Genomic DNA, 13,639 nt, shown 5'->3' on the forward strand with positions numbered 1-13,639 from the left:
TAATCAAATATAATGTCTAGATACTAACGATTCATTCCTAAATACTAAATAGTGCTTTTCATGATTTCCTTTAACAAGGAACTTAGGATAAAACCGTAAAATTAAAATATTATGAAAAAATCAAGTTATCGCTCAGGTTTTCAAAGAATTATTTCTTGCAGAAAACTTTTTACCCCCTTGCTACTCTTGTTATTTATTAACCTTCTTCCACAAGTAGTATATTCTATAACTCCGTTATTTCCAATAACAGGGTCAACTAATGTTTGTGAAGGAGATGTAAAGACCTATTCAGCTCCGGTCTCTAGTAATACCTATGTTTGGACTGTATCTTCTGGTAACAGTTTCATAACCAACTCTAATACAAATGTGGTTACTTGGGGTCAAGTGGGTGGATCAGACTTTATTGAATTAAAAGTATACAACAGTGGAACTTTAATTTCTCAACATACATTGGGTGTAACCATAAATGGAACACCTAGTCCACAAATTACTTCTGACTTTGACAGCGATTGTATAGTACCAGATGACCGAAAGGGAGATATACCGCTTTTCATGGAAAAAGATTCCTTATCCCCCTGTCATACCGTTTGCGAGGGAATGGCAGTGACCTATACTACGCCCTTAGTTGCAGGGAATTCCTATCAATGGACAGTTGCAGGTAATTTTACAGGGATTTCTAATAGCTCAACGAATCAAGCAACTGTCACTTGGGGAAGTCCCGGACAAGCTAGCATCACGTTAACAGAAACAACTCCTCAAGGTTGTTCAACAACAGAGACCATTTGTATTGAAATAGTTGCTAAACCGAGGTCTTTATTTCATGTAAATAATGCAAGTGGATCTGTGTATTCTGTTACTTCTGGCCCTATACCATCAATAGATATATGCATGGGAGATCAAGTTTGTTTCGGGGAAGATGCTACAGGAGAAAGCTTATATTCATGGGATTTTGGCAATGGAACAACTTCTTTACTTGCAAATGACTGTGCGACCTACAACACCCCAGGGAGTTACTTAGTTAAGTTAACTGCTGAGAATGAATGTCATTGTATTGACGAGTCTTTTATAAGAGTTAATGTAATTGAATTACCGGGTCCTGATATAGTCTGTACGAATGCACTTTGTGAAAATGGAACTTTCAGTTATAATGCCATTTTACCTAATGGTGCATGTCAAAATGGAACATATGAATGGGTTGTTTCAGGAAACGGACAAATTGTAGAAGCAAATGGAAACCCAATAACGCCAACAAACATGCATACTGCGGTTGGAGTTACCTCTATTTCTGTGGATTGGTCTTCGGGGCCTATTGGTACTATTTCTTTGAGGATATCAGGATGTCCCGGTGTTTGTTCTCAATTTACAAACGTTGATATTCCAATTATTCCTTCAACTATAAATCTTTCTGGAAAAAATATTTTATGTGTTGACGAAGATGAACATTTTAGTGTACAATGCTTTCCTGGAACTACTTATGATTGGCAAATAAACGGCAATCCAATTGGTGAAACGGGAAATTCTATTTGGTACTCATTTCCAAATGCGGGTACTTACACCTTGTCAGTTAGCTATACCAATACTTACTTAGGTTGCACGGGTATTTCGAATAGTTTCGATGTACAAGTTCTTACACCTTTTGAGATCATTGGTGCTGATAAAATATGTGAAGGATCCACTACTATTATAACAGATGCAAATGGAGGCAACCTCAACTGGATCATTAAAGACAATAGCGGAAATCAGTTAACGGCTGCAGGTACCTCGCAAAATGGAGGATCTACTTTTGTAATTCCTAGTACCTTATTAGCGGGGAACTATACGGTTATTGCATACGACGCTCTCCCAAGAGAATATTGTAATGAGTATGCAGTCCATGGAATCAATGTTATTCCATCACCTCCAGCTCCAACGGTAATTAATGGATTAGTGCAAATTTGTGATGGAGAAAGTTATATATATACTTCAGCGCCAACTTCACCAAATTATTATTTGAAATGGGAAGTCTTAAACAATTCAACAACGACGACTTCAAATGGGAATAGTGTTACTGTAAATTGGTCAGCAGGTGCCAAATGGATTAAATTATATCAAGTTTCAAAAGAAAACGATTGTGAGTCGTTTCCCGATTCACTTTCAATTATAACTAAATCATTGGCTCCAACTACTATTTCTGGTCCAACCTCTGTTTGTGCGAATACAAGTGCTATGCTTCCGGAGGTTTATTCTGCTTCTCCCAATTATTTTGATAATTATACTTGGAGCATATCACCAGCGACAGCAGGAAGTGTCGTATCAGGACAAGGAACAGACCAAATAGGTGTCATTTGGAACAATACTACTGGAGGTGCTACTATTTCAGTAGTTCCTAAAGTGTGTACCTCAACAGGATCTGCTGTTACTTATGGTGTAACTGTAACTCCACCAACACCATTCACGATTAGCGGTCCGTCAACAATTTGTGAAGGAACAGCTGGAACATGGAGCACTTCTTTAAGTGGAATATTTACATGGAACATAAAGAATTCAATAAACAATTCAGTGATTGCATCAGGAACTGGCACACCTGTGAATTATACCTTCAATCAAAATGGATCTTTTGTCCTTATTGTGGAAGGTGCTGTTTCAGGTTGCAGTGGTATTGCTGTAGCTAGTTACAATGTTGTAGTAAATCCAGCTCCAGTTGCCAATTTATCTTACCAAGGGAATATCAATTGTATTTCACAAAGTAGAGTCGACTTTACGGTAAGTGTGCAAGGGGTTCCTCCATATACTTATCAATGGTATAATAATAGCACACTTGCGGCTACAACATTTAGCCCAAATAATATTTATTCAATTGGACCTAATCCAACTGATGCGGGATCTTGGTCAGTTATTATAACAGATGCAAATGGTTGTAGCTCTCGAACAAACATAGTAAAGGTTGTTGATAATTGTTCGGGAGGCGGAAGTGGACCAGGCTGTAATCCCGTTCCAGGATATTTTGAATTTGACAGTACTGTGCATGTTATTAACTCGTGTACCGACCTAGATTTTAATGCTATTTCTTTTGGAACTCCAACACCTTCTAACTATGTTTGGCAAATTGCCAATATTGCTACGTTAACTGGACCAAATCCAACTTTTACATTTCCCGCAAGTGGAATATATCCCGTGAGCTTAATCACTAATTACCAAGCAGGCGATTGTGGTAAAACCTTTACGCAAGATGTATTAGTTCCTGTTCAATCTGATATGGACATTAACATACACTGTGTTAGCAATGCATTAAACATCGACTTAATAAATACATCAAATGTTGTTCACGGCCCATTGTCACTGTGGAATCATCAATGGAAAATTTTTAATGGAGCCTCACAAGTAGGACCAACCTACAACACGCAAGATGTAACAAATATAACTGGCTTGACACCTGGTGTTACTTACAGCATTCGATTATTCGTAAATAGAAATTATACTTGGAATGGACAAACGATCAATGCAAAATGCAGAATCGTAGAAAGTTTCACAATGCCTTATCCAGCTGCTGCTGCATTTACTGTGAGCCCTACTCCAAATGTTTGTGAAGACCTTCCAGTTACGTTCACAGATGCATCTACAGGAGACATTGTAGCATGGTCTTGGGATTTTGGGGATTTATCAACCATTACAACACAAAATCCTGAAAAAACATATCAATTGTCAGGGTCTAGTATGGAAACTAAAAATGTTGTTTTGACTGTCACAGATGAATACGGATGCACAAGTTCAACTCTTCCTTTGGCAAATCAAATAAATGTTCATCCAAATACCATTGGAGGTAGCTTTACTGGAATTCCTTTAGGTGCAATTTGCCCGGGAACCTCAGTCAACCTTACCTTTAGTGCTTCTGGCTCTTCAGGGTATAGTTATTTGTGGACAACAGGAGCTACGGCAAGTAACATTACGGTTGGACAAACCTCTAATAATTACATCTATGTTGCAGATGTTAATTCATGTAAAAGAGAATTTGGTCCTGCTATCGTCGAAGTCGATGAGATTCCTGATCCTTACATTCAAGGCAAAGATGAATACTGTGATGGGGAGGAAATCCAGCTCTCATGTAATTATGGAACTGCTTATACTTATCAATGGTATAGAGGTGGAAGTGCAATAAGTGGCGAAACTTCTACGACTTTAAATATTACTGAACCAATAGGGAATTACGTGTACACTATAAAGTTAACATCTGCAACACCTTGCACTAAAATTTCAGTTGGGTTTCCAGTTACTGTTCATTCGTTGCCTGTAGATCCCATCGTTACCACTAATCCTACGCCGGCTTGTCCGAGCTCACCAGTAACGTTAACAGTAACGAATCCTTCAAATTTCAATTCTGTCAGCTGGACAAATGGATCTTCTGGTACTTCTATGACCACAACAAGTTCAGGGGTTTATTATGCCGTTGGAACTGATGCAAATGGATGTAGTAGTTCAGCTAGTGGCGAAGTATTTGAACTTCCTGATTTCTGCGGTTTCATGTGTGGTTGTTATTCTGATTGCATAGACAATGGAGCCACCTTCACTTTTCCAGGAATTACAGGAGATTTCCTCTCTTGGGAATGGCAAGAATATTCCGGCGGCTCTTGGAATACGATTGCTTCTTTAAGCGGCAGTGGAGCAGTTCTGCCATTTACAACGACAACTCCTGGCAATTACATTATAAGGTTATACGTTGTTACTTTAAATGGATGTGATGGTACTTCTTGTGAAGCAGATATCAGCTTAACAAATTGTGATGATGGCGGTGATGAACCTAATAATCCATGTGAAGGACATGCAAACATGGAATATATGGAGTGTATCCAAGATGAATCTGGTAATGCTCAGTATAATTTTATTTTGACATTGGATTATTATCCATCAGGAACGCCTTGTAATAACTTTAGCTATTCAATTATTACACCTTCTGGAGCAATAATGAATCTTTCTCCAGGTCAGTTAACTGCAGGATCAAATGTAATTTCTGGAACTTGGAATACGGGGGTGCCATACTTTCCTGGGCAAACAGTGTGTTTTACAGTGATTGTTAAGAATACTTGTGACCTAACAGAATGTTCTTATGTAGTTTGCTATGATGTAGAGCCTTGTGGCGATGAATCAACAGGAGGAGATATCTTACCATGTAATTCAGGGAGTGCTTTTATTAACAATGTCTCTTGTGGTGTAGTTAATGGAAAAGTTCAATATAACTTTCTTTTAAATATGAATTTTGTTCCTTTTGGAGATCCTTGTGATGCATATAACTATTCAATTGTAAATCCGTATGGTATAACATTAATTTATGCAACACCAAGTCATTTAACTTCTGGCAATTATATAATTGGAGGATCTTGGCTGACAGGTTTAGCTTTTGTTCCGGGTCAACAAATTTGTTTTGATGTTATTCTGACTAATTCATGCGATGGAAGTAAATGTAAGATGACTGTTTGCTTTGATGTTCCTGAATGTGGAACAAGTGAAATTGGTGGAAGTGAGAGAAAAAGAGCTACTTTTGAATCATCTGTTCAATCAGATATTAAGTTTTATCCCAACCCAGTAAATAATGAGTTGAATATTATTTTGCCTAATGAAGGGACTTATCAAATACGTCTATTTGATTTATCAGGAAGGTTAATGATAAATCAAGAGAAGAATGTCCTTTCTAGACAAGTTGTGAAACTTAATGTAGAAACTTTAAAGCCAGGAATATATTCGATTCAATGTATTGGGGATGGTATTTTAAAGAATGAATTGATAAGAGTTCAATAGTTTATTCTGACTAATAAAAATAAGGGAGTTGATGTATTCATCAACTCCCTTTTATTTAAATGATTTAAAAGCCTTATTAATAGAGGCACGATTTACCTTACTAACAGTAATTTTATCCCCATTACTCAGTACTAAATAACTCCCATCTGTTCTATTGTACTCATTAATATATTTAAGGTTTACGAGGTGTGACTGATGAACTCGGATAAAATTCCCTCCTTGAAGTGTTTTTTCAAAGGTTTTTAATGTTTTTGAAATTAAAATTGGTTTCTCACCTTTTATATAAATTGAGGTATAATTACTTGCTGCTTGAAATCGTACAATATCGTCTAAGTGGACATATCTAGTACCTTTTGATGTCGGCAGTCCTAGCTTTTCAAATACACCAGTTTGATGTCCCTTAACTAAATGGCTAAAATCAGTGGCTTCTTTGTTTTGATGCATAAGCTTTGCTTTCTCAATTGCAGAAATTAAATCTTCTGGATCTATTGGTTTCATAATATAGTCAAGCGCATTCATTCTTAATGCCTTAATGCTATATTGACTAAAAGCTGTGATAAAGATGATTTGAAAATCGTTATAATTTACCTTCTCAAGAACTTGAAAACCATTCCCATTTGGCATCTCAATGTCGAGAAAGATAAGATTGGGTTTGTGTTTATCAATCTTTCGAACTGCCTCTTGCGCAGAACTAGCTATTTCAATAATTTCAATTTTTTGATCGAAAAGAAGGAGTAAGGACTTTAGGTTCTCAATTGCATCTATTTCATCGTCAATTATAATTGCTCTCATTTTTAAGAATATTTTTTGGTTTAGATTTTTAACTTAAAGTTTAGTTTTAATTTCAGGTTTCAAGAATTGTAGTAGTACTTGTAATAATAGGTATGGTTAATAAGACTCTTGTCCCGAAGATTTCGTTGTCTAACTTAATTGGTTCAATGCTAAAATTAATATCTCGATGGTAAATTTTTCTAATCAGTTCGATTCTTTTTATAGTGGTATTAATTCCTGACTTTTGTTCAAAGTTATATTTTGAATTCTCATTTTTGATGCCTATTCCATTGTCTATTATGCTTATTAGTAGATATTTATTTTTTTTAGAAAGATTAATTTTAACTAAACCTCCTTCTTCCTTTGGGGCAATTCCATGCCAAATAGCATTTTCAGCAAATGGTTGTAATAATAATGCAGGAATATAGATGGAATCTGGATCAATAGAATCTTCAATGACAATGGAGTAAGTTAACTTTTCCCTTAACCTTATTTTCTCCACACTAAAATACATTTGCAAAGCCTCCAATTCTTCTGTTATTGTAATGAATGTTTCTTGAGAATTTTCAAAAACCATTCTCATTAATTTTCCCATTTTTCCCAGGAATAATACGCTTGTTCTCAAATCATTATTCATAATACTATTTGATATCGAATTAAGGGAATTGAAAACAAAATGAGGGTTCATTTGTGCGCTCATAGCTTTACTCTGATTAAGAATTAGCGCGGTTTTTAAGTTGTTTATCCGTTTAATATTTCTAATTCTTAATGTATAAATTAAAAGTATAATTGATACCAATGTAAATATAAATAAGATGATGAAATAGGGTTTCTGCCAGAATGGGGCCTCAACTGAGAAATGAAAAATAGCTGATTTACTCCAATTGTTATCTAAATCTGCAGCTTGTACTTCGAAATGATAATCATTAGGAGATAAATTAGAATAGGTAACTTGTAGTTGATCTGAATAAATCCATTCGTTATTACTTTGTAATCGGTATCGATAAGGGATATTAAAAGCATTTTCAAATGAGATAGCTCGATAATTTATAGTAAAATCATCGAAATTATAGGGTAGAACAAACTGATTCTCCTCATTTTTATGGGATAAGATGTGCTCATCCATAATTATTTTACACTCAATTTTGCTTTTTACTTTACTAAAAATAGATTTATCTATAACACACAATCCTTTATTTGTGGTAGCATAAAGTTTATTTTTTAAACGAATACATTTAGATACATCATTTGATATTAATCCGTTTAATTTTGAAAATGAAGCTACTTTATAATTTATATTGTAAGGGTTTTCAATGCGATAGATTCCATTATCAGATGATAAATACAAGAAATTAGAATCTATAAATACATAATCGAAATCATTTCTATTTAATCCGTTTGAATTATCTAAGGTTTTTATAATGGAGTCTTTATAGACTAATAGAACACCTCTATTTCGGGTAGTAACCCATGAAGAATCTCCTTTCCAAGTATTAATAGAAGTAACATTAATTTCTTTTTGCTTCCCTTTAATAAGTATTGTAGAAGTAGTTTTAGTTTTTGAATCATAATGAAATAGAGAACTTTTAGTACTGAAATAAATGTTGCCAAGTTCTGAAAGGGTAATGTTTCTGATTTTTTCTTCAGTTGGATTTGTAAAAATGAACTTAGTGGTTGAACTATCAATTGTACCTTGAATTATATAATAATTTCCAGAGTCGGAACCTAAAATTAGGTTTTTAGCCCCTCTATCTAGTATATATTCAATTTTATTCTGAAACGGAAAACATCCAACACTTTTAGGACCTTTGAATTTATGAAGTTTGTTTTTTACACTGAAAATTAGTGTGTTATCGTAAATATAAATATTTCTTATCTCTCTTTTATCTTCATTTATGTAAAGTGTAAATTTTTCAAAAGTAAAAGTATTAAGTGCATGTATTTCTCCATCACGAGTAGAATAATAGATAAACTTTCCATCTGATAAAAGCTCCCGAGTTGTAGAAGCCAACTTCATGTCATTTAGATAAAAAGTAGATAGATTTGGGGAGTAAAATACCCCTCTATCTTGGGTAGAAAACCAATATCCACCAAAATTATCTTGTAAGATATTTGTAACGGTATATCCTTTTAAGAAATGATGTATCAATCTTAAGCTATCTGATAACTCATAAGCATAAACTCCATCACTATATGTACCCATCCAAATTAGACCGCTTTGGTCTTCGTACAAACTTTGCGTTGTGCCAAAACCTAAAGGAAAAACCTCTAATTCCAGATTGGAAAAATTGTATCTAAAAAGATGCATTTCAACACTTATTAAATAGTCAGATTTTTTAGTTTTTATAGCTGATGATAAACTAAATTTTGGATCTGGCAATTTGATTTTAGTTTTAAATCTCATTGACTTCTCTGAAGTAAAATCGTTAATTATAAATGTACCATTCGCATCTGAAGATGAGTTACTGAAACCACTTATTATTCCTTCCGAATAAGACTTTATTAATACAGCTTCTTCAGTATTATCGAAAGTTATAGCAGTATCATTCTGTAATATAATTTTATAGGTCTGTCCACTATAGTTAAAAGCAAATAAAGTATCCTTTACCCGAATAACTCCATTTAATAAATTATCTACATTAATAACTTTTTTTAGTTCACTGTTAAAAGAAGGACAATGTATTTTATTGTCTCGGTAATCATAGTAAATAAGTTCTCCTAAATAGGAATAAAACCAGATTAGTCCTTGATGATCTTCATATGTCCCGAATAAAGTAGCAGTGCATAAACCATTAGAAAGATTAAAGTTCTTAAATTCATTACCGTCAAATCTGCTAATGCCATAATCTGTTGCAAACCAAATAAAGCCTTTGCTGTCTTGTTTGATTTGATATATCTGTGTACTTGGTAAACCATCTTCAGTTGTATAGTTCCTTAAAACAGGAGTAAGGTTAGTTTGAGAACTCAAATCTAAAGGGATGCAAAGAAAAATTACAAGTAAAAGGAAGAATCTCCTGAAGACCTCAAAAATGTCCATTTTTTTATCTATTTAATAAAAATGCAATGAGGTTAAATTAAGCAAAACAATTATTTTAAGTAAAAACGGACCAAACCTTCAAGATATAGAAATCTGTTAGTATTAATACTTGACGATTTGGAAAGTATATGGAAGTAAAAAACTATTTGTCTAATTTGTTTAGAGCGGAAAGAATTCCGTCTATTGTCTTATTTGCAAGCTCATTAATGTATTGGTCTGACTGCAGCATTTTGCGATCTTCATCATTACTTATGAATCCGAAATTCAATAGTATTGTAGGACAATTGGATTCGTGCAGTAATTTATAGTTGGCTGCTTTTAAATCTATATTCGGATCATCTTTGGTTACAAGTTTTTGTGCCAATTCAGTGGCATAAATAATTGAAGAAGTGGTGTCAGTGTTTTTAGTTGAATAAAAGATTTCAATGCCCTTTTTATGCTGAATAGGAGCCATACCAAGGTGTAAGTCAATTAAAAGGTTACCTTTAAGAGAATTGATTTTTGTGACTCTATCTTCTAATGAGATAAATTGATCCTCAGATCGAACCACTTTTAGAATAATTGAACGGTTTCCTTTTACAGATTTTTGAAATGCTTCCACAAATTTAAGCGTGAGGTCTTTTTCTAGCACTCCATTACTTTCAGCTCCTAAATCATGGCCACCATGACCAGCATTTAAAATTATGGTGGTTGTTTTTACATTTTTGGGCTTGAATGAGATTAAAACAAAAGTGGCACTGATTAGTGCAAATACGACTGCGATTTCTACGCTTACTTTTTTGGTGTTGGATTTTGCCTGGTTCATCATCTTAATTCTGTTTTTAGTTTGAATAAAACTAAATCCACAACCCAATATGCTGGAGGTAGTTTTAGTGTGTTGATTGATTAATGTGTTGAGATAATTTGCTTTATCAATGCCTGATTGAATCGTTTTGTCATCAGCGATGTATTCATGATTTTCTGAAATTTCATTTTTAATCAACCATATAAATGGATTAAACCAGACAACACATTTTAGAAATTCAGTCACAATGATATCAAGACTGTGCCATTCGTTGGCGTGAATCAATTCGTGCTTCATGATAACTTCCGATAACTCTTTCTCTTGGTATTCCGCCTTGTTAATGATTAAGTAATGGAAAAAGCTATATAAGGTCTTTGTGTTTGTAAAGACTATGGTTAAAGTACTCTTTCGTTTCTCACTTTTAGAGATGAGTTGAAATAATCGATAGAGATTTCGCGAAAACCGGAACAACAGGGTAGCGGCAATAATACTATAAATGAAGATTAGAATATCCGTGTACTGAATAGCGGAGTAGGTAACCGTTTTTGTGGTGACTCCATTAAGTTGATGTGTTGTAGTTGAGTTTTCAAAAGTGGGAGAAGTGTTCAATACATTGGTATCAAAAGCGAAGTTACTTTCAATTTCCACAAGCGGAAGAAATACCGAGAGTAGCAGTGTCCCAATTAAAAAGTAACGATTGAATTGAAACGTCTTTTCTTTCTTTAGGATCAATTTATACGAAGCATAAGAAATTGCTGAGAAGACTATGCTGTATGTAATGTATTCAATCATGCCGTTTAGTTCTTTTGATCTATTTTATTGGATATGATTTGCTGCAATTCCTTTAATTGGTCGTTAGTTAATTCAGTTTCATCGGTGAAGAATGAGGCAAACTGGGAAGAAGAGTCGTTGAAGAAATTCTTAATCATTCCATTTAATTGAGACCCGAAATAGTTATTTTTCTTCAAAATAGGGAAGTAATGCTTATCGCGTCCTAACTTTTCAAATCCGATGTATTTTTTATTGACCATTCTGCTCACCAAAGTAGAAATCGTTGTGTATGCAGGTTTTGGTTCAGGAAATTGTTCTACAATGTCTTTCATAAATGCGGTTTCTAGTTTCCACAAGTATTTCATGATTTGCAATTCGGTTGTATTGAGTTGTTCCATTTCTACAAATATAGTTTTATGGCTACAAATGTAGTAATAAAAGTTTAATAAAAGTAATGAATGGTTTATCTAATTTTTTTGCAAAATTTTGATCGGGTTTTAGTGGCTTATCGAAACTCCACCAACTGAGAATTCAATACAACGATTATTTTCAAAGACAAAAATATAAAAATTGCAATTTTTGGACTTAAAAGTTCCATCTGGATAGAATTCTTGACAGCCAAACGTTGACATGTAGAACATTTGTATTTTCCTGTCACTAAATTTTTCAATTTTATGAGGAGGTCCAAATATGGTAATTATCTGCTTTTTTTCTAATGTATATAAACAGTTATCAAGTTTTTCATTTTGAAATGCCAATGCATTAATTCCTTTATTTTCTAAAATTATCTTTTCATCAGTTCCTTCTTCCCCTTTATAGATCCAATGCTTTTTTGCGTATTTGTTTACTTTCTTATAGCATTCCGTTTCACGGCTAAAAATAGCAGTGGAACAAGAACTTAAAAGCAGCAAGTTTAGACTCAAGATTGTAATTAGTAGACTTTTCATGATACTATGTATTTAACTTTCTTAATCTCGAGGGGTTTTATGTTCTATTACCTTTTAATTAATTGGTTGGATTAAAGGTATTTAATTTATATGGCTTAGTTTGGTTAAAGAAAATTAATTTGGAAGAATTATAGATACTGATAAATTACCCATTCCCATTAAACAAACATTAACGAAACTCTAGCGTTTATCCATTCTGTAAGCACCTCTTTTTTCTGTAATTTTGCGGCCTACAATTGCATACATGAAGACAAAGACATTAAAGAAAAACAAAGTCAACGTAGTTACACTAGGTTGCTCGAAAAACATATTTGACTCAGAAGTGATGATGGGTCAGCTAAAAGCGAACAATTTTGAGGTGGAGCACGAAGCCAAGCAAGATGATTCAGAGATTGTGATCATCAATACTTGTGGATTTATCGACAATGCAAAGCAAGAGTCGATTGATACCATCATCAGTTATGTGGAAGCGAAGAAAGACGGAAGAGTTGATAAAGTGTATGTAACAGGATGCCTGTCTGAGCGCTACCGTGAGGAGTTGCAAGAAGAAATGCCTGAAGTGGATTCATTTTTTGGAACACGTGAGTTGCCTCGTTTATTGAAAACTTTGAAAGCTGATTACAAGCATGAATTGGTTGGTGAGCGTTTATTGACGACTCCAAATCATTACGCCTATTTTAAGATTGCGGAAGGTTGCGATCGCCCTTGTTCATTCTGTGCGATTCCGTTAATGCGTGGAAAACACGTTTCTACACCAATCGAACAATTGGTAAAGAATGCACAATCATTGGCCGCACAAGGCGTAAAAGAGTTGATTTTGATTGCTCAAGATTTGACTTATTACGGATTAGATATATATAAGAAAAGAAACTTAGCTGAATTGCTTCGCAAATTGTCTGATGTGGAAGGAATCGAATGGATTCGTTTGCATTATGCTTTCCCAACAGGATTTCCTGAAGATGTATTGGAAGTGATTCGTGAGCGAGATAATATCTGTAATTACATGGATATTCCGTTGCAACACATTAGTGATTCTGTATTGAAATCAATGCGTAGAGGAACGACCAAAGCGAAGACAACAGCACTGATTGAAAAGTTTAGAAAAGAAGTTCCAGGTTTGGCTATTCGAACTACGTTAATTGTTGGTTATCCGGGAGAAACAGAAGAGAACTTCGAGGAAATGTTGAAGTGGGTAGAGGAGAGCAGATTTGATCGTTTAGGGGCATTTACTTATTCTCATGAAGAAAATACACATGCTCATTTATTGGAGGACGATGTTCCTCAGGAAGTAAAAGAATCTCGTGCTGAACGAATCATGGATTTGCAAAGTGGAATTTCATTTGAGTTGAACCAAGAGAAAATCGGAAAAGAGTTTAAGGTATTGATAGATAGGGTAGAAGGGGAGTATTTTATTGGTCGTACTGAATTTGATTCTCCTGAAGTAGACAATGAAGTATTGATTCTTAAGAAAGATCATTTTGTTAGAGTAGGTGATTTTGTAACCGTTAAGGTGAGAGATGCCGACCATTTTGACCTTTATGCTGACCCAATTTCATAAAA

At 34.3% G+C, this 13,639-nt stretch carries 7 protein-coding genes; 2 read left to right on the plus strand and 5 right to left on the minus strand.

All coding sequences use genetic code 11. The features are described from left to right. The first annotated feature begins 111 nt into the window (after window positions 1-111). Window positions 112-5,769: a PKD domain-containing protein gene (locus ACTB0X_RS13160; protein ID WP_463025500.1), complete on the plus strand. Its 5,658-nt coding sequence runs from the start codon at window positions 112-114 to the stop codon at window positions 5,767-5,769. Between the two features lie 51 nt (window positions 5,770-5,820). Here the strand turns inward: ACTB0X_RS13160 and ACTB0X_RS13165 are convergent, their stop codons facing one another. The 5 genes from ACTB0X_RS13165 to ACTB0X_RS13185 form a co-directional block, all read right to left on the minus strand. Continuing rightward, window positions 5,821-6,561, minus strand: a complete 741-nt coding sequence (locus ACTB0X_RS13165) for a LytR/AlgR family response regulator transcription factor (protein ID WP_463025501.1) — start codon at window positions 6,559-6,561, stop codon at window positions 5,821-5,823. Window positions 6,562-6,613: 52 nt separating this feature from the next. After that, window positions 6,614-9,508, minus strand: a complete 2,895-nt coding sequence (locus ACTB0X_RS13170) for a sensor histidine kinase (protein WP_463025502.1) — start codon at window positions 9,506-9,508, stop codon at window positions 6,614-6,616. A 211-nt stretch (window positions 9,509-9,719) separates the two neighbouring features. Continuing rightward, window positions 9,720-11,153, minus strand: a complete 1,434-nt coding sequence (locus ACTB0X_RS13175; RefSeq protein WP_463025503.1) for an N-acetylmuramoyl-L-alanine amidase — start codon at window positions 11,151-11,153, stop codon at window positions 9,720-9,722. A 5-nt stretch (window positions 11,154-11,158) separates the two neighbouring features. Next, complete coding sequence (locus ACTB0X_RS13180; RefSeq protein ID WP_463025504.1) at window positions 11,159-11,530, minus strand: BlaI/MecI/CopY family transcriptional regulator; 372 nt, start codon at window positions 11,528-11,530, stop codon at window positions 11,159-11,161. A gap of 99 nt (window positions 11,531-11,629) precedes the next feature. Next, on the minus strand, window positions 11,630-12,079 hold the full coding sequence (locus tag ACTB0X_RS13185; RefSeq protein ID WP_463025505.1) for a hypothetical protein: 450 nt from the start codon (window positions 12,077-12,079) through the stop codon (window positions 11,630-11,632). A 244-nt stretch (window positions 12,080-12,323) separates the two neighbouring features. On the opposite strand from ACTB0X_RS13185, the gene rimO reads away from it, so the two are divergent. Beyond that, a complete protein-coding gene (rimO, locus tag ACTB0X_RS13190) occupies window positions 12,324-13,637 on the plus strand; it encodes a 30S ribosomal protein S12 methylthiotransferase RimO (protein ID WP_463025506.1) in 1,314 nt (437 codons plus the stop codon). The last annotated feature ends 2 nt before the right edge of the window (window positions 13,638-13,639 follow it).

This window comes from Acidiluteibacter sp., from assembly GCF_055129545.1.

What these genes read in the sequence shown, in the direction of transcription:
- ACTB0X_RS13185 (WP_463025505.1), bottom strand. Translation starts at nt 12,079, where the DNA reads ATGAAAAGTCTACTAATTACAATCTTGAGTCTAAACTTGCTGCTTTTA.
- ACTB0X_RS13160 (WP_463025500.1), top strand. Translation starts at nt 112, where the DNA reads ATGAAAAAATCAAGTTATCGCTCAGGTTTTCAAAGAATTATTTCTTGC.
- ACTB0X_RS13180 (WP_463025504.1), bottom strand. Translation starts at nt 11,530, where the DNA reads ATGGAACAACTCAATACAACCGAATTGCAAATCATGAAATACTTGTGG.
- ACTB0X_RS13175 (WP_463025503.1), bottom strand. Translation starts at nt 11,153, where the DNA reads ATGATTGAATACATTACATACAGCATAGTCTTCTCAGCAATTTCTTAT.
- rimO (WP_463025506.1), top strand. Translation starts at nt 12,324, where the DNA reads ATGAAGACAAAGACATTAAAGAAAAACAAAGTCAACGTAGTTACACTA.
- ACTB0X_RS13165 (WP_463025501.1), bottom strand. Translation starts at nt 6,561, where the DNA reads ATGAGAGCAATTATAATTGACGATGAAATAGATGCAATTGAGAACCTA.